The sequence below is a fragment of the Salinicola sp. 4072 genome, assembly GCF_036663415.1.
Lineage (GTDB): Bacteria > Pseudomonadota > Gammaproteobacteria > Pseudomonadales > Halomonadaceae > Salinicola > Salinicola salarius_A.
Genome location: NZ_JAXOVV010000006.1, coordinates 83,488 through 105,376 on the forward strand (window position 1 = coordinate 83,488; position 21,889 = coordinate 105,376).

General features: G+C 61.7%; 21 protein-coding genes. 6 read left to right on the top strand and 15 right to left on the bottom strand.

Annotation, left to right across the window (positions count from 1 at the left end):
- Positions 1-105 precede the first annotated feature (105 nt).
- A complete protein-coding gene (locus tag R3F72_RS06585) occupies positions 106-1,092 on the top strand; it encodes a LysR family transcriptional regulator (protein WP_087719847.1) in 987 nt (328 codons plus the stop codon).
- A 15-nt stretch (positions 1,093-1,107) separates the two neighbouring features.
- Here R3F72_RS06585 and R3F72_RS06590 read toward each other — a convergent pair whose 3' ends face one another.
- The 13 genes from R3F72_RS06590 to R3F72_RS06650 all read right to left on the bottom strand — a co-directional run bounded on the left by R3F72_RS06590 (position 1,108) and on the right by R3F72_RS06650 (position 13,614).
- A complete protein-coding gene (locus R3F72_RS06590) occupies positions 1,108-1,629 on the bottom strand; it encodes a GAF domain-containing protein (RefSeq protein ID WP_087719848.1) in 522 nt (173 codons plus the stop codon).
- Positions 1,630-2,006: 377 nt separating this feature from the next.
- On the bottom strand, positions 2,007-2,996 hold the full coding sequence (lipA, locus tag R3F72_RS06595; RefSeq protein WP_218777032.1) for a lipoyl synthase: 990 nt from the start codon (positions 2,994-2,996) through the stop codon (positions 2,007-2,009).
- A 35-nt stretch (positions 2,997-3,031) separates the two neighbouring features.
- Positions 3,032-3,700, bottom strand: coding sequence for a lipoyl(octanoyl) transferase LipB (lipB, locus tag R3F72_RS06600; protein WP_332779235.1), 669 nt, complete (start codon positions 3,698-3,700; stop codon positions 3,032-3,034).
- A 5-nt stretch (positions 3,701-3,705) separates the two neighbouring features.
- Positions 3,706-3,993, bottom strand: coding sequence for an HP0495 family protein (locus tag R3F72_RS06605; RefSeq protein WP_087719850.1), 288 nt, complete (start codon positions 3,991-3,993; stop codon positions 3,706-3,708).
- Positions 3,994-4,207: 214 nt separating this feature from the next.
- Positions 4,208-5,428 carry a D-alanyl-D-alanine carboxypeptidase family protein gene (locus R3F72_RS06610; protein ID WP_087719851.1) on the bottom strand — a complete coding sequence of 407 codons (1,221 nt, stop codon included), beginning with the start codon at positions 5,426-5,428 and terminating at the stop codon, positions 4,208-4,210.
- 26 nt (positions 5,429-5,454) lie between these two features.
- Positions 5,455-6,516: a septal ring lytic transglycosylase RlpA family protein gene (locus R3F72_RS06615; RefSeq protein ID WP_332779236.1), complete on the bottom strand. Its 1,062-nt coding sequence runs from the start codon at positions 6,514-6,516 to the stop codon at positions 5,455-5,457.
- Positions 6,513-7,559 carry a lytic murein transglycosylase B gene (gene mltB, locus R3F72_RS06620; RefSeq protein WP_332779237.1) on the bottom strand — a complete coding sequence of 349 codons (1,047 nt, stop codon included), beginning with the start codon at positions 7,557-7,559 and terminating at the stop codon, positions 6,513-6,515. Before mltB ends, R3F72_RS06615 begins: the two co-directional genes overlap by 4 nt.
- A 35-nt stretch (positions 7,560-7,594) precedes the next feature.
- Entirely contained in the window at positions 7,595-8,737 is a 1,143-nt protein-coding gene (rodA, locus tag R3F72_RS06625; protein WP_087719854.1) for a rod shape-determining protein RodA, read from the bottom strand.
- A complete protein-coding gene (gene mrdA / locus R3F72_RS06630) occupies positions 8,727-10,622 on the bottom strand; it encodes a penicillin-binding protein 2 (protein WP_332779238.1) in 1,896 nt (631 codons plus the stop codon). The genes rodA and mrdA overlap by 11 nt, the downstream gene beginning before the upstream one ends.
- 105 nt (positions 10,623-10,727) lie before the next feature.
- Entirely contained in the window at positions 10,728-11,195 is a 468-nt protein-coding gene (rlmH, locus tag R3F72_RS06635) for a 23S rRNA (pseudouridine(1915)-N(3))-methyltransferase RlmH (protein ID WP_087719856.1), read from the bottom strand.
- Entirely contained in the window at positions 11,192-11,560 is a 369-nt protein-coding gene (rsfS, locus tag R3F72_RS06640) for a ribosome silencing factor (RefSeq protein WP_087719857.1), read from the bottom strand. The genes rlmH and rsfS overlap by 4 nt, the downstream gene beginning before the upstream one ends.
- Before the next feature lie 67 nt (positions 11,561-11,627).
- Positions 11,628-12,284 carry a nicotinate-nucleotide adenylyltransferase gene (gene nadD, locus R3F72_RS06645; RefSeq protein ID WP_332779275.1) on the bottom strand — a complete coding sequence of 219 codons (657 nt, stop codon included), beginning with the start codon at positions 12,282-12,284 and terminating at the stop codon, positions 11,628-11,630.
- 46 nt (positions 12,285-12,330) lie between these two features.
- The gene (locus R3F72_RS06650) at positions 12,331-13,614 is read right to left on the bottom strand and encodes a glutamate-5-semialdehyde dehydrogenase (protein WP_332779239.1); all 1,284 of its coding nucleotides are present in this window, start codon (positions 13,612-13,614) and stop codon (positions 12,331-12,333) included.
- Positions 13,615-13,875: 261 nt separating this feature from the next.
- On the opposite strand from R3F72_RS06650, the gene R3F72_RS06655 reads away from it, so the two are divergent.
- The 3 genes from R3F72_RS06655 to R3F72_RS06665 all read left to right on the top strand — a co-directional run bounded on the left by R3F72_RS06655 (position 13,876) and on the right by R3F72_RS06665 (position 16,960).
- The gene (locus R3F72_RS06655) at positions 13,876-14,643 is read left to right on the top strand and encodes a hypothetical protein (protein ID WP_332779240.1); all 768 of its coding nucleotides are present in this window, start codon (positions 13,876-13,878) and stop codon (positions 14,641-14,643) included.
- 71 nt (positions 14,644-14,714) lie between these two features.
- The gene (locus tag R3F72_RS06660; RefSeq protein ID WP_332779241.1) at positions 14,715-15,557 is read left to right on the top strand and encodes a diguanylate cyclase domain-containing protein; all 843 of its coding nucleotides are present in this window, start codon (positions 14,715-14,717) and stop codon (positions 15,555-15,557) included.
- The gene (locus R3F72_RS06665; protein ID WP_332779242.1) at positions 15,554-16,960 is read left to right on the top strand and encodes a bifunctional DedA family/phosphatase PAP2 family protein; all 1,407 of its coding nucleotides are present in this window, start codon (positions 15,554-15,556) and stop codon (positions 16,958-16,960) included. Before R3F72_RS06660 ends, R3F72_RS06665 begins: the two co-directional genes overlap by 4 nt.
- Positions 16,961-17,057: 97 nt before the next feature.
- On the opposite strand, the gene R3F72_RS06670 is transcribed toward R3F72_RS06665, so the two are convergent.
- Together R3F72_RS06670 and mpl are read right to left on the bottom strand one after the other, a co-directional pair.
- Positions 17,058-17,696, bottom strand: coding sequence for a flavin prenyltransferase UbiX (locus tag R3F72_RS06670; protein ID WP_332779243.1), 639 nt, complete (start codon positions 17,694-17,696; stop codon positions 17,058-17,060).
- The gene (gene mpl / locus R3F72_RS06675; protein ID WP_332779244.1) at positions 17,680-19,053 is read right to left on the bottom strand and encodes a UDP-N-acetylmuramate:L-alanyl-gamma-D-glutamyl-meso-diaminopimelate ligase; all 1,374 of its coding nucleotides are present in this window, start codon (positions 19,051-19,053) and stop codon (positions 17,680-17,682) included. Before mpl ends, R3F72_RS06670 begins: the two co-directional genes overlap by 17 nt.
- Before the next feature lie 502 nt (positions 19,054-19,555).
- Here mpl and R3F72_RS06680 point away from each other — a divergent pair.
- On the top strand, positions 19,556-20,815 hold the full coding sequence (locus R3F72_RS06680) for a 6-phosphofructokinase (protein ID WP_332779245.1): 1,260 nt from the start codon (positions 19,556-19,558) through the stop codon (positions 20,813-20,815).
- Positions 20,816-21,211: 396 nt separating this feature from the next.
- Positions 21,212-21,760 carry a glycine zipper 2TM domain-containing protein gene (locus R3F72_RS06685; protein WP_332779246.1) on the top strand — a complete coding sequence of 183 codons (549 nt, stop codon included), beginning with the start codon at positions 21,212-21,214 and terminating at the stop codon, positions 21,758-21,760.
- Positions 21,761-21,889: the final 129 nt, after the last annotated feature.

The following is a 21,889-nucleotide window of genomic DNA, read 5'->3' on the forward strand; positions in this document are numbered from 1 at the left end:
TGTTATCGTCTCCCTACGCTAGCGATCCGGGTACCAATAGAAAAATTGATATTTTTTTGCCAACCTATAAGCTAAACGTTATACCTGACCGTGAGAGCATCCTGAATGTCGCGTCCCAACCTGCTCAATCGTCTGACATTCCGTCAGCTCCAGGTCTTCCAGGCCGTTCATCGTCAGCAATCCTATTCACGCGCTGCCGAACAGCTGGGCCTGACGCAACCTGCCGTCAGCGCTCAGATCCGACAGCTCGAGCAGGCGCTGAGCCAGCCACTGTTCAAGTACGCCGGCAAGACACTCCATATACTGCCCGCCGCCGATGCGCTGGCCGCGTCCGTGCAGTCGATCTTCGGTCAGGTTTCGAGCCTGCAGATGGAGCTGTCGGAGCTGGCGGGCACGATCCGGGGCGAACTCAACCTCGCAGCCGTCTCGACCGCGCAGTACGTCGTGCCGCACATTCTGGCGCGCTTCCGCGCCCGCTATCCGGAAGTCCAGATTCGGCTACGCGTCTGCAACCGGGCACAGGCCCTCGAACGGCTGGCGGAGAGACGAGATGATCTGGTCATCATGGGCATGGTGCCGGACGACCCCAATCTGGTGTTCATGCCCATTCTGGACAATGAATTGATACCGGTGGTCTGGCCGGGCCACCCGCTGGTCACGGCCGAGCGGGCGACGCTCGAGGATTTCGCGCGGCACTATCTGCTGATGAGGGAGCCGGGCTCCGGCGCACGGACGGCATTCGAGGATTTTGCAGCAAGGGAGCGCATCTCCCTGCACCACACCATCGAGCTCGGTACCAATGAAGCCATCAAGCAGGGCGTCATGGCGCACCTGGGTGTGGCCGTGCTTCCACGCCTGGCTGTGCAGCTGGAGCTGGCTTCCGGACTGCTCGCCAGCCCGCGCATTCCCGGCTTCCCTCTGAAACGCTCGTGGTGCACGGTCTACCCCAAGGATCGCTACCCGACGCCAGTCACGGAGCTTTTTCTACGCTTCGTGCGGGAACTGCTGCCGGAATTGAACGCACACTTCCGGGCCCCGATGACACCGATAGAGACGCCGACGCTGCTGTGTCTTCCTGCTGATGAGGGTTAAAGAGGACTTCAGCGCTCAGGCCCGATCACGCTGATTCGCCTGGACGCGAAGGACATGCAGCTGGATCAGCTCCTCGGCCTGAGCAGCAAGAAGCTTCAATCGCTGCATATCGGTTTCCTCGAAAGCCCGGGCAAGCATGCCAATCAGACATAGCGTGCCCACACAGGCTTCCGGCTCCACGAACAGCGGATAGCCAGCATAGAAGCGAATGAATGGGTCTCCTGTCACTATCGGGTTGTCCGAAAAACGTGCATCCCGCAAGGCATTGTTGACCACCATCGGCTGGCCGTCGGCCACGACGTGGCCACAGAAAGAAATCCGCCTTGGCGTCTCGCAGACCTTCAAGCCCTGGTGTGACTTGAACCACTGACGCTCTTCGTCGATCAGCGTGATCATCGACAAAGGCACGTCGAAAATCTGCGTCGCCAATTCCGTCAAACGGTCGAACCCCTTGTCGGATTCCGAATCGAGCAGCTGTAGATCCCGCAAGACAGTTAGACGCTCGACTTCGTTATGGGGCATATCCGGTGCAATCATAGAGCGGACTCTTACTCCTCAGGTTCGAGAAATTATCAACGCCGCACAGCCAACGTGGTTCCGGACAGAAAAATCGCGAAATAATTCTTCAAAGATAGTTCTTAGAAGATAATTCTCCGAAGCGTGACGACCGCCTGGCGCGGCGCACGTGAAATCCTGTTCGGATGATCCGTGGTACGTACGTGACGAACGGTCATTGAATACGCCTGAAAGACCTCTTTGGATGCATACCTGCTGCCAATGACCCAAACGGATCGTCATATCGCATTCCGGCATGAAAAAAATACCAGGCAGGGACAGAACGGGACCAGGCAGAGACAGAACGGGCCTGCCGATCTTATCGGCAGGCCCGTTAACGTCTTCCTGACGAGGCACGCTTACTTCACCTCTACCCCGTGTGCCTGCTTGTCGGCATGATAGGACGAACGCACCAGCGGCCCCGATGCCACATGTTTGAACCCCATGGCCTTGCCCTGCTCGGCAAACCAATCGAATGTCTCGGGATGCACCCAACGATCGATAGGCAGGTGATTGCGAGAGGGCTGCATGTACTGGCCCAGGGTCAGCATATCGACATCGTGAGCACGCAGGTCGCGCATGACTTCGATGACCTGCTCGTCGGTTTCCCCGACCCCGAGCATCAACCCTGACTTGGTCATCACTTCCGGGCGGCGCGCCTTGTACCCTTTCAGCAAGTCCAGCGACCACTGATAGTCCGCGCCTGGGCGGACCTTGCGATAGAGCGACGGCACCGTTTCCAGGTTGTGGTTGAAGACGTCCGGCGCTTCGCCTTCCAGAATGTCCAGCGCCACCTGCATGCGTCCGCGGAAATCCGGAACCAGCACTTCGATCTCGATGTCCGGGCTATCGCGACGAATCTCGCGAATGCAGTTGGCGAAATGCTGCGCTCCGCCATCACGCAGGTCATCGCGATCCACGGACGTCACCACGACGTAATTGAGCCGCATCTCGGCAATGGCTTCCGCCAGTTCGCGAGGCTCGTTCTCGTTGAGCGCATTGGGTCGCCCATGCGCGACATCGCAGAAGGGGCAACGGCGGGTACAGATATCGCCCATGATCATGAAGGTCGCCGTCCCGCCACTGAAGCACTCGCCTAGGTTAGGACAGGAGGCTTCTTCACAGACGGTGTGCAGCCCGTGCTTGCGCAGGGTCTGCTTGATATGGGTGACCTGGGGAGAAACCGGCATTCTGACTCGCAGCCAGTCCGGCTTCTTCGGCAACGTTTCGGTCGGAATGACCTTGACGGGAATCCGAGAGACCTTCTCGGCACCGCGCAGTTTGACACCGCGCTCGGCGCGTGCCGGCTTCTTGGTCTCGGGCGTTGGCATGACGGTCGTCTCGGTCATAGATCCCTTCCTGATAGGTCGTGGAACGTCGGCAGCTAGGCATTCGCTGCCGGTTCAAAAGCTTGTGGCCACCCGGGTCGAGCGTCGAGCGGCACGGACAATCGGCGTGCAAAGCAGTCTGCCAATCTTTCGGCTTCGCTGATCGATGACACCGGCTCGGTCACGTGGTCACGCAATTGGGTCATCTTCAGCCCCGCATAGCCGCACGGGTTGATTCGGGCGAACGGTGACAGGTCCATGTCGACGTTGAGCGCGACGCCATGGAAACTGCAGCCTCGCCGAATTCTCAGACCCAGCGATGCGATCTTGTCGTCAGCGACATAGACCCCAGGGGCGTCCGGCCGCGCACGTGCTGCGACGCCATGGTGCGCCAGCAGGTCGATGACGGCATTCTCGAGCAGCGTCACCAGCTCCCGTACACCAAGCCCTCGCCGACGCACATCGAGCAAAGGATAGAGCACGACCTGCCCCGGCCCATGGTAGGTCACCTGACCGCCGCGATCGCTCGCGACGACCGGTATGTCTCCCGGCATCAACAGATGCTCCGGCTTGCCGGCCCGCCCCTGGGTGAAGACGGGATCATGCTCGACCAGCCATAGCTGGTCCGGCGCCGAGGCATCGCGCATGTCGGTAAAACGTGACATCGCCTGCCATATCGGTAGATAAGGCTGACGCCCGAGTCGGTAGAGTTGCAATGTGGACATTGACGTCACAGCACCATGTGAACGCGTCCGGTCGCCTTCAGATCCTGAAACAGCGCATCCAGCTGCGTCTCTCCGGTGGCATGAATGACCACCCGAACTGACTGAAAACGGCCTTTGCGGCTGTCGGAAAGCTTGACGGATGCCGGGTCAAAACCGGGAGCATGCCGTTCGATCACCTCACTGATAGCCGCGACAAAATCTTCGGCGGCGTCACCGACCACCCGGATCGGGTAGTCGCAAGGAAATTCGACCTTGGGCCGAGGCAGGTCAACATCATTGGGTGTCTGAGTCATGGCGCTACGGTTATCTGAGTCATGGTATTAGGCGCTGAAAGTCATTTCCGACCATTCTACTCAACAACAGCCCAGGCACCAACCGATGCTGGCGAAGCGCGGAGACCGCTGACGGGATCCGCTACTTCGTTTCGAACCTTCGCCACCTTCCGGCACTGTGTCTGGCCGGGCACCGTGTCTCGACGGCGCCCGACCGACAGATGAAGGAGCCGTCTTAATCGAATAGCCCGGTCACGAACAGAACGATGGAGTCCCATACACGCTTGAAGATGCTGCCCTCTTCGACCCCTTCCAACGCCACCAGCGGCTGCTGACCGAGCACCTCGTCACCCGATTTGATTTCCAGCGTGCCGACCTGCTGTCCGGCCTGAATCGGCGCACGCAGCGTCTCGGGCAGATTGAGACGTGCGGTCAGATTATCGGCGCTACCCCGCGGTACGGTCATGCTGACTTCGTTCTGCACGCCAAGACGAACGGTATCACTGGCGCCGCCCCAGATACGCGCCTCGTTGAGTACGGAGCCTGCGTCATAGAGCTTGCGAGTCTGGAAGAAGCGGAAGCCGTAGTTGAGCAGGCGCTGGGTTTCTGCCGCCCGGGCTTCATCGGAATTGGTGCCCATCACCACAGCGATTAGACGAGTATCCTGTTTTTTGGCAGAGGCGACCAGACAGTAGCCGGCAGCTTCGGTATGGCCCGTTTTCAAGCCGTCGACATCCGGATCGCGCCACAACAGGCGATTGCGGTTCGGCTGGCGAATATCGTTGTAGGTGAAATATTTCTCCGAATAAACCTGATAGTGGTCAGGAAAATCCGTGATGATGTGGCGCGCGAGAATGGCCAGGTCGTGAGCGGACGAATAATGGTCGTCGTGAGGCAGTCCTGTCGGATTCATGAAATGGCTGTTCTGCATCCCCAGGCGCTGAGCCTGCTGATTCATCAGGTCCGCAAACGCCGATTCGCTGCCGGCTACGTATTCCGACAGCGCCACGCTGGCATCGTTGCCGGACTGGACCACCACGCCGCGAAGCAGGTTCTCGACACTGACCTGCGTGCCCTCCTGGATGAACATGCGTGAACCGCCCGTGCGCCACGCATTTTCACTGACGCTGACCATGTCGGTGTCGGAGATGCTGCCGCCGTCGATTTCCTGCTCGACGATGTACGCCGTCATCATCTTGGTCAGACTGGCGGGCGGCAGCCGCTGATCGCCATTGTGATTCACCAGCAGTTGCCCGGTGGAGGCGTCCATCAGTACCCAGGAAGACGCGGCCAGATCAGGCGGCGAGGGTATCAACTGCTCCGGCTCCGGGTTGGATGTCGACATCTGGCTATCGGGAGCGGGTTGCTGGGCGCCGGCCGGAGACGACAGCAGCCCCAGACACAATGACGCTGAGATGACCAGGCGTGATACAGACGAAGTGAACAACGCTTTCATGACAATCGGGTTCTCACTGGACGAGGTTACTGAGTGGGCGCTACCAGGAACGTCTGGCCATAGCCGGCGTCCTGCAGAGTAGCCCTGATGGATTCGAGCGATGCCAGGTCATGAATGGGGCCGACCTGGACACGATAGAGAGGAGACGCATTGTCGATGCGAACCGGCTGCGACAGCAAGCCCTGCAGCCGGCTCCTCAACGCTTCCGCCCCGGATCGAGAACCGAGCGCGGCAACCTGCACGAAGCGCTGCCCTGCCGCCGATGATGCCGCAGCGGCGGACGTGGGCGCAGCGCTTTCAGAAGACAAGGTAGTCGAAGATGGAGATTCCTCGGCATTCGCCGCCGCGAGAACGGGGTCGATGCTGGCCTGGTAACTCGCAGCCGAGCTCGTACCGTCGGCTTGCGAAGCGGCAGGCCGAAGGGACGACCCCGGCGCCTTCGATGGCTGATCCGGTACCGAACGGGATGCGAACTCGCTCTGGCCGGCCTGCGTGCGGTCATCGCCCGACTGACCATGCGTACGCGCCCAGGCCACGGGATCTATCGCCTCGACCCTCACCCGTCCGGTGCCGCCCTTCAGAATGCCCAGACGCGCGGCCGCCGCGTAGGAAAGGTCGATCAGCCGCTCGCTGTGAAACGGGCCACGATCGTTCACCCGCACGATGACCTTGCGACCGTTATCGAGATTGGTGACTCGGGCATACGTCGGCAGCGGCAGCGAGCGATGGGCCGCCGACATCTGATACATGTCGTAGGTCTCGCCGTTGGCCGTGTCGTACCCCTGGAACTTGACACCGTACCAGGAAGCGAGCCCCTCGGCCTCGTAACCGGCAGGGTCGTCGAGCACATGGTAGGTCTTGCCCCAGACCGTATAGGTCGAGCGGTTACCGCTCCTGGAGCGGGGTTCCACGCGTGGTACCGCATCCGGCACGTTGGCGACGTCTTCCGGCGTATCCGGGTAGGCATCCTGATCCATGGCGTAACGGCCGCCTCCGCCCTGGGTGCCGCCGCCACCGCCACATCCCGCCAGCACTGCCAGCAGCAGCGATGCCAGAGAGAGGCGCCATCTCACGGCACACCGACTCATGCCCCGCCACCTTGCCCTTTCCCGGCCATGGCAGTCTGAATGCGTTGCGCCAGCGTCGCGACCGCCATGGCATAGAGATGGCTGTGGTTGTAGCGGGTGATGACATGAAAATTGTCGAGGCCCAGCACATAGCGAATATGCCCGTCGGCAAAATCCAGGGCCAACGGCACGACTTCGTCATTCGGCTGCAAGCGCCCCGCCGTCGGCTCGATGCCGACCTGCTGCAACGCCGAAATCGACGTATCCGGCGGCTCGGTACGATTGAAGGTGATGGAAGCCGGCAACACATCGGGGCCATCGGCCTCGACCAGCACCGCTTGATTCCGCTGCCAACCATGCTCGCTGAAGTAATTGGCGATACTGCCGATGGCGTCCACCGGGTTGTTCCACAGATCCTTCAGTCCATCGAAATCGAAATCTACCGCGTACGCCTGATAGCTGGTAGGAATAAACTGCGGATAGCCCATGGCTCCGGCGTAGGACCCACGAAGCGTGGCGGGATCGACATCCTGACCTAGCGTAATGCCGAGAAACGCTTCGAGCTCACCGCGAAAGAACGTGCCCCGGGAAGGGTGGTGAAACGCCAGCGTGGAAAGAGAATCCAGCACGCGATGCGTGCCCTTGTGCTGGCCATATTGGGTCTCGACACCCAGGATCGCCACCACGATCTCCGGCGGCACGCCGTAGACTTTCTCGGCCCGCGCCAACGTTTCATGATACTTCTCGAGAAAGGCAACGCCCTGTCGAATACGTTCAGGCTGGATGAAGATGTCGCGGTACTCGTCCCAGCGCAGGCGTCTTTCCGCCGCGTGATTCATCGCCTCCAGTACCTGCGGACGATACTGCGCCGCCTGCATCGCGGCTTCCAGCTCGTGGCTCAGCAAGCCCTTCCGCGACAGGGATTCCACCATCTCCTGCACTTCGGGATGGGTGGCCGGGTCGAAATTCTCCTTGGCCTGCGTCGCCGCGCTTGCCAAGCCCCAGAGTCCCACCAGCAACAGACTGATGCTGAACCGACGATCTCGTCTCCAACGCAGCGGCATGCGCGACTAGCTCCCTGCTTGCGGCTTGTCCGGCGTCAGTGTGTCAACAGGCGCCGGTGCGTGTGAATCGACATGAGAATACCGAACCCGGCCATCAAGGTCACGCTGGAGGTCCCGCCATAGCTGACCAGCGGCAATGGCACGCCGACCACCGGCAGAATGCCCGTGACCATGCCGATATTCACGAAAACGTAGATGAAAAAGGTCAATACGATACTACCGGCCAGCAAGCGGCCGTAGGTGTCCTGCGCATGATTGGCCATGACCAGCCCGCGCGAGACCAGCAACAGATACAGCACCAGAATGGTACACATGCCGATCAGGCCGAACTCCTCTCCCAGCACGGCGACGATGAAGTCGGTATGGCGCTCCGGCAGGAACTCTAGCTGGGACTGCGTACCCAGCCCCCAGCCCTTGCCTTCCAGCCCGCCGCTGCCGATCGCGGTCTTGGACTGGATGATGTTCCACCCGGCACCGAGAGGGTCGCTTTCCGGATTGAGAAAGGTCAACACTCGCTGACGCTGGTAATCGTGCATGTTGATCCACAGCAGCGGCGCCGCCGCCCCCGCCATGGCCCCCAGCGTCAGAATGAATTTCCACGACAGCCCCGTCAGCAGAATCACGAACACTGCCGCGCAGGTCACCAGCAATGACGTGCCCAGGTCAGGCTGACGGGCGATCAGCAGCACCGGCACCCCGATGATCACCGCGCAGACGATCAGATCGCGCCAGGTGGGCGGCAGGGGGCGGCGATGAAAATAGGCCGCCAGCATCATCGGCATGGCGATCTTCATCACCTCCGAAGGCTGGAATCGCAACGGGCCGATCTCCAGCCAGCGCTGGGCGCCCATGCCGATATCCCCCATGATCTCGACGGCGATCAGCATCAAGAGGCCGCCACCGTAGGCCAGCGGTGTCCACCGGAACAGCGTGCCGGGCGAGAACTGCGCGATGATCACCGCGCCCAGCAAGGCCACGCCCATGCGCGACGCCTGCGCCATCGTCGTCGAGGCCGACATGCCGCTCGCGCTGTAGAGCACCACCAGTCCGAACGAGATCAGCAGCAGCAGGATCGACAGCAGCCACGGATCGAGATGCATGCGCAACCACAGCGAGCGCTTGCGCCCGACTCGGGCTTGATGGGCTCTCGGTGCCACGCGTTGGAAATCAATCGCCATCGATACTCTCGATTTCTTCGTTGACGGTGGTACCCGGCGGATCCTCGAGCTTCCCGTCGGGCAACAGCCACGCATCGGTAAGCTCGCGACCGAGGCCGGATACGCCGCCGCCTGCGTTCTCGACGATGACGGCAACCGCGATCTGAGGGTCGTCTACGGGCGCAAAACCGATGAACAGCGCGTGATCACGGAGGCGTTCGGCCAGTTCGTCGGCGTCGTACTTCTGGTTCTGCCCCAGCGAAAAGACCTGAGCGGTGCCGGTCTTCGCTGCCATCTCGTACTGCAGGCCAGCGCCAGCCTTGCGGGCGGTCCCTTCGGAGCCGTTCATCACCGCTTCCATGCCTTTGAAGACATCCTGCCACCAGCGCGCCTGATCGATCTGTACATCCGGCTTGGTATCCGCGAACGGCGGCTCGACGATCTCCTCGCCGATGCGCTTGGCCAGATGCGGCCGCACCCACTGTCCCCGATTGGCCAGTGTCGCGGTGGCAGCCGCCAACTGGAGTGGCGTCGCCATGAAATATCCTTGACCGATGCCGGCAGAAAGCGTTTCTCCCGGATACCACACCTGGTTGTACTTCTCGCGCTTCCATTCACGTGACGGCATCAGGCCCGGCGACGCTCCCTGGACATCCAGCGACGTGACCTCGCCAAAGCCGAACTGGTGCATGAACGCCGAGAGACGGTCGATGCCCAGCCGGTACGCCATGGTATAGAAATAGGTGTTGTTGGAGACTTCCAGCGCTCGCTCGAGATCGACACGACCATGCCCCCACCGCAGCCAGTTGTGGTAGCGCCGGGTATCGTTGGGCAACTGGAAATAGCCAGGGTCGTAGATGACGTCGTTGGGCTTGACCACCCCATCCTGCAAGGCGCCCAGCGCCTCGAACGGCTTGACGGTCGAACCCGGCGGATACTGCCCGCGTACCGCACGGTTATACAGCGGCAGGTCCAGATTTTCCTGCAAGGCGCGATAATCCTTGTAGGAGATCCCGGTCACGAACTTGTTGATGTCGAAGCCCGGTGCCGAAACCATCGCCAGGATGTCGCCCGTCTTGGGCTGAATGGCCACGATGGCACCGCGTCGTCCGCCCAGCAGATCATAGGCCATGTGCTGCAGGCGACTGTCGATGGTCAGCGTGATGTCCTTGCCCGGCTCTGCCGGATTTCGGTCCAGTTCACGCAGGACCCGGCCACGGGCGTTGGTCTCGACCTTGCGCAGGCCGGCCTTGCCATGAAGCTGATCCTCGTAGGTGTACTCGACCCCCGTCTTGCCGATGAAATGAGTACCGGCATAATTGCCGGGATCCAGATCGGCCAGCTCATCGGCGTTGATCCGCCCGACGTAACCGAGCACGTGAGACATCACGATCGGATCAGGGTAATAGCGCATCAACTGGGCCTCGACCTCGACACCGCTAAGCAGATAGCGGTTCACGGCCAGGCGGGCAATCTGATCCTCGGTGAGATCGCTGATCAACAGCGCAGGCTGATAGGGTCGCTGGCGCTGACGGGAACGCTCCCGAAAGGTCTCGACCTCGCCCTCGGGCAGCCCCAGGATATCCACCAGACGCTGTAACGTGGTATCGAGATCATCGACACGTTCGCGCACGATGGTGAGATTGTAGGTCGGGCGGTTTTCCGCCAGCAGCTTGCCGTTTCGGTCGTAAATCAGACCACGGCGCGGCGGTAACGGCTCCACTCGCATGCGATTGTTGTCGGAGCGCGTGATGAAGACGTCGTGCTCGATGATCTGCAGGTAGACCAGACGCGAAACGAGCGCGCCCGCCATCAGCAGAATGATCAGGGCAGCGACCAACGAGCGATTGCGGAAGACACGAACTTCCTGTTCGTGATTCTTGACGTTTTCCCGACGTTTACGCATGACAGGAACAGCGATTCAGGACAAGGATCGGCTCCAAGCCGTCACGGCGTCCGGCGGCGTCGCTTTCGGTGGCGTCAAATGGAAACAAGCGACTGACTCTCTGACTCAACGGTGATACGGATGTCCTGCGAGCAATGTCCAGGCGCGATAGAGCTGCTCTGCCAGCACTACCCGCACCAAGGGGTGCGGCAGCGTCAGTGCCGACAGCGACCAGGATTGCCGAGCGCGGGCGACGACGCGGGGATCGAGACCGTCGGGGCCCCCGACCACCAGCGCGATGTCCTGCCCCTCCAGCCGCCAGGAATCCAGCTTTTCGGCCAGTTGCTCGGTCGTCCAGGCCGCTCCTTTGACCTCGAGCGCCACGATACGTTCCTGATCACGCAGCTTCTCCAGCATCCGATCACCTTCGGCCTGGATAGCACGCGCCACGTCGGCGTTCTTGCCGCGGGCGCCGGGCGGAATCTCGACGATCTCGAAGGGCATCTCGCGCGGCAGCCGCTTGCGATACTCATCGACCCCGGCCTCGACCCACGCCGGCATGCGCGAGCCGACGGCCAGCAATCGGATCTTCACCCGCGAAGCTCTTGGCGATCCGCGGCACGCTTCGAATCCGTGGGCAGGTCGGCCCAGAGACGCTCGAGATCATAGAGTTGGCGGGTCTCTGGCATCATCACGTGGGCAACGACGTCACCCAGATCCACCAGCACCCATTCACCGCTCTGCTGCCCTTCCACGCCAAGCGGTCGAAGACCGGCTTCCTTCGCCTTCTCGATCACGTTGTTCGCCAATGCGGAGACGTGACGCGACGACGTACCGCTCGCGACCACCATGACATCGGTGACACTGGTCAGCTCGGCCACATCTAGCTCGACGACGTCGCGCGCTTTCAATTCTTCGAGCGCATCCACCACCAATGATTTAAGCGTATCTGTCTGCATAGCTCCTCGTCATATAGCCCCTGGAAAAGGGCAATCGCGTCTCCCGGAAATCCGGAAGACGCGCATTTTACTCGGATAACCCGTCAACACCAGCCCCGGACTCGCGATAGAGCTCATGGGTTTCGATATAGCGCTCGACGGATTCGGGGGTCAGATATCGCACGCTAAGCCCTTCCTGCAAGCGCCGGCGCACTTCGGTTGCCGCGATCGCCATGCGGCTGGGCAAGCGCAGCCGCAACAGGTGGCCGGCAGGCGCCGCCATCAGCGATTCGACCGTGGCGACCTCCCGGCCTTCGATCAGTGAAGCCAGCGACGGCTCCAGCGGCGCCTCGTGATCGGGACGATCGATCACCACGATATGGGCCAGCGACAGCAAGCGCTCGCACTGGTGCCAATGAGGCAGGCCCAGAAAGGCATCGTGACCGACGGCCATGACCAGGCGCGCCTGCTCTCCCCACGCTTCGCGCAACGACGCCAGGGTGTCGATGGAGTAGGAATGCCCCGAACGCCGCACCTCACGGTCATCCGCCACCAGGCCGGGCGTATCACCGATACCGGCCTTCAGCATGGCCAGCCGGTGCTCGGCGGAGATGCCGGGCGCCGTGCGATGAGGCGGAACGTGGACCGGAATCATGTGCACCGCATCCAGCGCCAGCGCCTCTCCCAGCTCCACGGCGCTCCGCAGATGTCCCATATGAACCGGATCGAAGGTACCGCCGAGCATGGCGATACGCACCGTGGACGAATGCCGCACGTCAGTTTGTCGCACGTCAGCTCCGAACATGACCGTCGCCAAAGACTACGTATTTTCGGGTCGTCAGGCCTTCGAGGCCAACCGGACCACGGGCATGCAGCTTGTTGGTCGAAATGCCGATCTCGGCGCCCAGTCCATATTCGAAGCCATCGGCAAAACGCGTCGAGGCATTGACGATGACCGAGCTGGAATCCACCTCGGCCAGAAACCGCCTGGCGAGAGTCAGGTTTTCCGTCACGATCGCATCGGTATGCTGCGACCCATAGGTGTTGACATGTTCGACCGCCTGGTCGAAACCGTCGACGACCCGAATCGCCAGAATCGGTGCCAGATACTCCGTCGACCAGTCCGCCTCCGAGGCAGCGACGGCATCGCCGATCCATTCCCGGGTGCGCGGACAGCCCCGCATCTCGACGTGCTTGTCGCGATAGATCGCTGCCAGCTCGGGCAGTACCCGCGCCGCGATATCGGCATGCACAAGCAGAGTTTCCATGGTGTTGCAGGGAGAGTAGCGCTGGGTCTTGGCGTTGTCGGCGATCGCCACCGCCTTGCCGATGTCCGCTGCGGCATCGATATAGACGTGGCAGATGCCATCGAGATGCTTGATGACGGGCACCGTGGCCTCATCGGCAACGCGAGCGATCAACGACTTGCCGCCCCGAGGAATGATGACGTCCACGAACTGCGGCATGGTGATCAACTCCCCCACCGCGGCACGATCGGTGGTCGCGACGACCTGCACGGCGGCCGCCGGCAGCCCGGCGTCCTCGAGCCCCAGGCGGATGCACTCCGCGATCGCCGCATTACTGGACGCCGCTTCCGAACCACCCCGAAGGATGCAGGCATTTCCGGATTTCAGACAGAGACTCGCCGCCTCGACGGTCACGTTAGGCCGTGATTCGTAAATAATGCCGACCACGCCCAGGGGCACACGCATCTGGCCGACTTGAATGCCGCTGGGCCGATAGCTCAGGCCGTCGATCTGGCCGACGGGATCGGCAAGCGCCGCCACCTGACGAACACCAGCAATCATGGCATCGACTCGCTCCGGGGTCAGCGCCAGGCGATCCAGCAGGGCGTCACTCAGCCCGTTTTGGCACCCGCGCTGCAAATCTTCCTGGTTGGCCGCCGCCAGCGCCGGCCGCGCCGCCTCAAGCCTTGCCACGATGGCCTCCAGCGCGCGATTCTTGGAACCGCTGTCGACCCGGCGCAGCGCGGCACTGGCGCTACGCGCCTGCTGCCCCAGATCCTGCATGTACTGAATGATATCCTCGACCCGAGAGGCCGCAGTCTGCTGCATGGTGTACTATTCCATCTCGTTGGTAGCCCGCAACGAGCGCCGTTCGTCGTCGAAATCCGCAACGGCCCGGTAGGCTAGAAAACTTGGCGTCAATGATACGATAGCGCTTTGCCCGTTATCGTCGATCACGCTATACGCTCAGTCCCGGCACATGCGATAGTGAGACACGAATCGAGCACGCCATTCGCAATCGGTCCAATATAAGCCACCATGCAAAGCAAGTACAAAAGCCTCGGCTTCAAAACGCTTCTGGCGCTTATCTTGGTGCTTGCTCTGTTGACGGGCTGGCTGGCCGAAGGCGCGATGAGAGCAACTGCCTGGACCAGCGCCGTCGTCTTCGCTTTCCTGCTGGCTCGTCCTGCACGTCTCACGACGTGGTTTCCCATCGCGATTCTCCTGCTCGCCGTCGGCCTGCTCCTGGGCGGTCGCGCCCATACGGATATCTGGCTCTGGGTTCTGCCCTTGTGCCTGCTGGGGCTGGCGGGTCGAGCCGGAATCGTGGTGAATGTGGCGGCCTACCTGTCGTGCGTGACCTACATCGGCTGGACGCAGACCCTCCCAACCGCCGTCGTTGCCGCGACTTCCCTGGCTATCGTCTGGCTGCTGTCCCTGGAGCGACAGCAGCGGACGCCGCCGCCAGTGAAGCCCGATTGGCTGCTCCCGCCGGCTCAGCTGGATACCGACATTCAACGCGAACTCAAGCGAGCCGAGCGAGAAGCCTTGCATGGCGAGGTGGTAGTTTTCGGCTGCGCCCGCTCGACGAGTGCCGACATGAAACAGCTCTGCCGATACCTTCAGGAGCAACTGGCACTCCATGAACGTGCCTATCGGCTCAATGACTATGGGGTTGCCGTGATTCTCGTGGCGCCCAGCGCCGAAGCCGCCCACCAGCGCCGACGATATCTGGGCTGTGCTGTCATGCCTCATCGGGAGGTCTCCTCGACCCCACTGACGGAAATTGGCGATCGTTTCGCTCGTCATACCGGCAAGCCGGCGAAGCATGCTTCGGAGATGCAACCTTGGCATTGAGTCGATACAAGCTGATCGCTCAGCTACTTACGCTGTTGCTGCTGGTGGGGCTCGCGCTGTGGGAACACCTGATGCGCCACTACGACTTGATATTGCCGCCTACGCTGTTGGCGATCGCGTTGCTGGTCTCTCTGCCGCTGCAATGGCTGGGGCGCTTGCGACCGACGGTGGTCGATCATCTACTTCTGACTGGCGGGCTGATTCTGTGTGCGGTGGAAGCCCCGAGTAGCGACACCCCCATGCTGTGGCTGGGACTGTCGATAATCCTCGGCTTTCTGTTGTTGACGCTCCTCCCGGCACTCCTGCTGGCGCTCTGTCTCGTCCCGGCGATGCTCACTCTGCTCGGCGACGAACACATCACGGCGCTCAACCTGATACTGGGCTGGTGGCTGGCGCTCGTCGCGACCACCTTGCTCGTTCTGCTGGGTCACCCATCCCATGCCCAGCGCTTCACATTGCGGCCCTGGCGACGTGACAAGCGACTCTCTATCGCCTGTATTCGAGCAAATCTGAAAATAGAAATCGCCAGGGCGTCTGCGCTCGACCAGCCATTGAGCGTGCTGGTCGTGTATATTCCCCAGCTCGATCAAGCCGGAGATCAGTTCGGCGGCCACTTGCGCGAAGTGCTTTCGTCCAATTTCAGCCACGCGGTTTCCGATAATAGCCGCCAAAGCGATCTGCTCGGCGAATACAACGCCAACGTTTTCTGGCTCATTCTGCCCAACACGGCTGAACCAGGAGCCATCGCCGCTGCCAAAAGGCTCTCGGACGTGGTGACGATGGTCGCCCACCCAGAAATCGGCTCGCTGGAAAGCTACAGCCGGGTATGCACCCTGCAGGCACAGGAAAGCGTGGAGCACTTCTCGAAACGCCTCGAAGCCGCCGCCAACAAACTGCTGGAACCTCACGCGTGAACTTCACACATTGGCTCTATACTCTCGCGCCTCAGCCGGAACTGCTGTTGGCTATCATTTTCACGGTGGCCTTGATCGAGTCCCTGGCCATTGTCGGCATCGTGGTTCCTGGCGTCGTGCTGTTGAGTGCAGCGGCCTCGATCGCCGGCCATAACGACACCTCTCTCCCGCTGATGCTGGCAGCCGGTACCCTGGGCGCTTTTGCCGGTGACAATCTCAGCTTCTGGCTGGGCCGCAAGCAACGCAGCCGGATCCCTCACTGGTGGCCGCTGAAGCAACACCCCGAGTGGCTAAACCGAGGCAATGAATTCTTCCAGCGGTATGGCATTCTATCGGTCATCATCGGTCGCTTCGTCGGACCCGTACGCCCGTTCATTCCCATGATCGCGGGCATGCTGTCGATGCCCTCGAAGCGCTTCGCTGTCGTCAATTTCATTTCTGCCCTGGCGTGGGCGCCCGTCTATCTCTTGCCTGGCTATCTACTGGGCCGCTCCTGGGAAGAGCTGATGGAACTCCCGGCAGGAGCCGAACGGTGGCTGTTGACATTATCCCTGTCGCTATTGGCACTGGCGCTGCTGTTTTCCTGGATCCGCTATCAGCTGAGCGGTGACGGCCGCGTACATCGTTGGCTGGAAAATCGCATGACTCGCAGCCCCGCACTGGCCAAGGGGTGGAACCTGCTTTGCTCACCCGCGCCGGCGAACGAATTCCCCCTGGCGTCATTGTCGCTGCTGCTGACCAGCCTGATTGCCCTGACTGGCTGGACCACATGGGTGCTGATGCATAACGGCCCGTTGCCGATGGACGAGCAGATCCACTCCCTCGCCAACCTGCTTCAGCGGAGCTGGCTGGTGGGAACCAGCGAAACACTTGCCGAAATCGGCGATGCGATGGGCATCAGCGTACTGATGGCGCCGTGGCTGCTATGGCTTCTCTATGCAAAGCGCTTCGCGGCGCTACTGCACATCGCCGGCGCCCTGATACTGGTCGCGGTCAGCAACACGGTCTTCAAGGATCTGGCGGGGCGGGCGCGGCCGGACACCCCCGATTATCTGACCGGCTCGATGTCCTACCCCAGCGCCCATACGTCGACGATCGTCGTCGTGGTGGGTTTGACGGCAGCGTTTGCCGCCCAGGTGATGCCCCAGCGCTACCGCGGATACGCCTACTGGATAGGCATCATCGTCTGCATGCCCATGGCGCTGTCCCGGCTGGTGATCGGCGTTCACTGGGCCAGCGACCTGATCGGCGGCGCCCTGCTCGGGCTGGTGGTCTGCGCCGTGACCCGCATCAGCTACCAGCATTTTCAGCGCCCCGACCGAGACATGCCGCCCTGGGTGTGGCTCTGCCTCGCCTCCCTGATACTGGAGACGGCGCGCGTCGTCTTCTTCTCGCCCGTGTGATGCTGCCTGTAGAAGAACGATACTCGGAACCCTTCACCGTCTGCTGAGCTCCGGCTCAAAACGTTTGGCCGACGCGCAGCAGATTGTGAACAGGTTCTCAGTCGCCCCAGCGCGGCATCAATGTCTGAGCAATGCCTAGCTGGTTGAGTATCCGCGCCACGATGAAATCGATCATCGCTTCGACGCTGTCCGGACGGTGATAGAACCCCGGCGCCGCCGGCAGCATGACCGCGCCCATATGGGTCAGCTTGAGCATGTTGTCGAGATGCACCGCCGAGAGCGGCGTCTCCCGAGGCACGAGAATCAGCTGCCGACGCTCCTTGAGCGCGACATCGGCGGCCCGCTCGATGAGATTGTTGCTCGCCCCGCAGGCTACCGCCGAGAGCGTTCCCGTCGAGCACGGGCAGATCACCAGCGCCTGCCAGTTGCCGGAACCGGAAGCGACCGGCGCCATCCAGTCCTCCCGCCCGAAACAGCGAATTTGCCCCTCGCCGGCGCCGAATCGCTCGGTCAACGACCGGGCCAGCCGATCCGGCTGCGCCGGCAGATCGATATCGGTCTCGACCGCAACGACGCGATGCGCCGCCTTCGAGACCATCACGTAAACCTCGTGCCCGGCTCCAACCAGACACTCGATCAGACGCAGCCCATATTGCACACCGGAAGCGCCGGTCAGCGCCACGGCGACCGGCGCCGCATACGTCGCGCGGGGAGGAGCTTCATTGCGTGCTGCCATGGCGAGCCTCCAGTGCCTGCAGCAACTTGCCGTGAATCCCGCCGAACCCGCCATTGGACATGGCTACGATTCGGTCGCCCGAGGCTGCCGCCTCCACGACCTCGCCGACGAGCGCGTCGAGGTCGCTGGATACCCGGCTGGCCGCGTGTCCGGCGACAACTTCGTCCAGCGACCAGTCCAATCCCGGAGGCTGATACCACCAGACCCGGTCGGCTATCGACGTGCTGTCGGCCAGACGTGATTTCATCGTGCCCTGGCGCATGGTGTTGGAGCGAGGTTCGATGATCGCCAGCAGCCGGCCGCCGTGGCGGTCCTGATGTAGCCCTTCGAGGGTCAGCGCGATCGCGGTGGGATGATGCGCGAAGTCGTCGAGCACCTGAATGCCGGCCACCTCCCCGCGGACCTCCTGGCGTCGCTTGGGCGCCGCGAAAGTGGATAGCGCTCGGCAACCATCGGCCAGCGAAACGCCGAGCCGATGAGCTGCCGCCAGCGCGGCCACGCCATTGGCGGCATTGTGGCGGCCGCTCATCGTCCAATGAACCGCTTGCTGCTCGTCGCCGGCCATCACCGTAAAGACACGGCTATCCTCCGGATCGAGCGCAAAGCGCCAGTCGCTACCGGCACGTTGACCGAAGCGCTCTACCGGCGACCAGCAGCCCTGCGCCAGCACCCGTTCCAGCGCCGGCTCGTCGTCGGCGACCACCAGGTCGCCGTTACCCGGCACGGTTCGAACGAAATGGTGAAACTGGCGCTCGATAGCCGCGAGATCAGTGAAGATATCCGCGTGATCGAATTCCAGATTGTTGAGAATCGCGACATCCGGACGGTAGTGAACGAACTTCGAACGCTTGTCGAAGAACGCGGTATCGTACTCGTCCGCTTCCACGACGAACGGCGCACCGGCCTTGCCAAGACGAGACGAGCATCCGAAATTGCGCAGTACGCCGCCTATCAGAAATCCGGGTTCGAGACCCGCGGCTTCCAGTATCCAGGCCAGCATGCTCGCCGTGGTGGTCTTGCCGTGCGTCCCCGCTACCGCCAAAACCTGGCGTCCCGGCAATACGTGTTCCGCCAGCCACTGCGGCCCGGAAGTATAGGGGAGCTTGGCGTTCAGCAAGGCTTCGATTTCCGGATTCCCCCGGGAGAGCGCGTTACCGACGATGACCAGATCCGGAGCCGGCTGGAGATTCTCGGGACGATAGCCCTCCATCAACTCGATGCCGATCTCCTCGAGCTGAAGGCTCATCGGGGGATAGACATTGGCATCCGAGCCGGTCACGCGATATCCCAGCATCTTTGCCAGACGCGCGAGACTGCCCATGAACGTGCCACATACCCCCACTACATGAACGTGCATACCACTCTCCCTTGCATGAGCCGGCGAGCCTAGCATGGCCTCGCGAACCGGGCCACCAGCCCGCTCGCCGCGTGATTCGCCTCCTGCCGTTCAGCGAGAAATAGCCTCGAGAGCCGCTTGAAGGCGCTCCATGAGCCTTGATGTCTTCCGGAAACGTATCGAAACACCGTTGCAAGATACCCGGCTCATCGCGGCGCCAATGACAGGCGTTAGCGGCTAACTCATTCGGCAGTCGCAGAAAAATGACCGAGGCTGCTACGGGCTTCTCGTGTTAACAGGCATTCGCCTTTCGGCTATGCTGGGCCGGCATCCGTGACTCGTAACATCCTCGACAAGAGGCATCACGCCGTTGACCGCCGGGTTTCATCATTTCGTGATGGGCTGAAGGCAGGTCATTTCTACCGCGAGAGCGTCAAGGAAGTCAGCACCGATAGAAGGTCCGCGCACGCCGGACCAACGGTCGTGAGCCAGCATAACCGAATACCAGGAGATGAGAGCCGATATGGCCAAGCATAATGCCTTTTACGCCCAGTCCGGTGGCGTTACCGCCGTCATCAACGCCAGCGCCTGTGGCGTGATCGAGGCCTGCCGCCGCCACCCGGACCGCATCGGTCATCTCTATGCCGGGCACAACGGCATCATCGGCGCGCTCATGGAAGACTTGATCGATACCAATCAGGAAAGCGACGAATCCGTCTCGGCACTCCGCCACACCCCCGGGGGCGCCTTTGGTTCCTGTCGCTACAAGCTCAAGTCGATCGAGACGCACCGCGCCGAATACGAACGCCTGATCGAAGTGTTCAAGGCTCACGACATCCGCTACTTCTTCTACAACGGCGGCGGCGATAGCGCCGACACCTGCCTCAAGGTCTCTCAACTCTCGGAGACGATGGGCTACCCCCTGACGGCCATTCATGTTCCCAAGACCGTCGACAACGATCTGCCCATTACCGATAACTCACCCGGCTTTGGCAGTGTCGCCAAGTACGTCGCCACCTCGACGCGAGAAGCGGCGCTCGACATCGAATCGATGTGCTCCACCTCGACCAAGGTGTTCATTCTCGAAGTCATGGGTCGTCATGCAGGCTGGATTGCTGCCGCTGGCGCCCTCTCCGGCGAATCGCCGGAACAAGCCCCGCACCTGATCATCTTTCCCGAGATCGCCTTCGATCGGGTCACGGTCATGGCGCGTATCGACGAGGCCGTCAAACATCACGGCTTCTGCGTGATCGTGGTCTCCGAAGGCGCGCAATATGCCGACGGCACCTTCCTTGCCGATGCCGGCAGCACCGATGCCTTCGGCCATAAGCAGCTGGGCGGAGTCGCGCCGATGCTGGCCTCCATGGTCAAGGAAGATCTCGGCCATAAATACCACTGGGCAGTGGCCGACTACCTGCAGCGCGCCGCACGCCACATCGCCTCCAAGACCGATGTCGATCAGGCCTATGCCGTGGGCGAAGCCGCCGTCGAACTCGCCCTGGCGGGGCAGAATTCGATGATGCCGGCAATCAAGCGCGTTTCGGACACGCCATACGAATGGAAGATCGAGGCGGCGCCGCTGTCGGAGATCGCCAACCACGAGAAGTTCATGCCGCGCGACTACATCAGCGAAGACGGTCTCTATATCAGCGAAGCCGGGCGACGCTATCTCGCCCCGCTGATTCTGGGCGAGGACTTCCCCCCGTTCGAGAACGGCCTGCCCAAGGTGGCCAAATTGAAGAAGGCCAAGGTCGAGCGCAAGCTGGCGACGTTCGAGCTGTAATACGCCACGACCGATATCGTCGGCACCACGATCACGGTGCCGACGAATGTACCGCTCCTTCCCTCGTACCAACCCTTCTCGGCCGCTCCCCCGAATATTCGGCTGCCTTTCCTCGGCTTTTCGCCAGACGGCTGTCTGCCGTATCGAGGCCTGTCGCCATTCGACAACACCTCGTTACCAAAATGAAAACAGTGTTCAACAACGCCTGACACAGGCGTTTGGCGAGTGCTTCGAGACTATACTGAGCCCATCTGGAGAACTCGTCCGGACGCGTCGATTCTCAAGGCGGATGCCGACCGGCAATCGACAGGGACACCAAAAGAGAAGTGGCAGCCACCGTCGGATACTCACGCCTCGTCGCGATATCCACGGTGAGTACGAAGAAGGAGCAAGGTCATGAAGAAGCCGATCATCATTGGCAGCATCATAGCGGCACTGGGCATCGCTGGTGGTGTCGCTGTCGGGGCCTATCAATCCTCCGAAAGCGGCCCGAGATATGCCGACATCGTCAGTGTGGACCCGATCGTGCAGACTTCCAGCACACCCCGTGAGGTCTGCGAGAACGTCACGGTCACGCACCAGCGCCCGGTGAAAGACGAAAATCGCATCGCCGGCACGGCCATTGGCGCCATCGTCGGCGGGGTCGTGGGCAATCAGTTCGGCGGCGGTAGCGGCAAGAAGATCATGACGGCAGCAGGTGCCGTCGGCGGCGGACTGGCGGGCAATCAGGTCCAGCAGCAGATGCAGCAGGGCGACACCTACCAGACGACCGAACAGCGCTGCAGCACCGTCAACGACAGCAAACAGGAGACCGTCGGTTACGATGTCCGGTACCGCTATGACGGCGAAGTTCATGAAGCCAAGCTGGACGACAAGCCCGAGGGCGAGCGTGTCCTGATGCGCGACGGAAGGCCGCAATGGGATGGGACCTCTCAGTCTTCCTGAGTTTCATGACGTCTCGTTTTCTCCAGGCTTTTTTCTCCGGTTTTTTACGAGACAGATAGCCCCGGCATCGATCCGGGGCTCGCATTCAAAGCCATTCAATGGCTTTGTCTTCTTCAGCACGGGTCGACA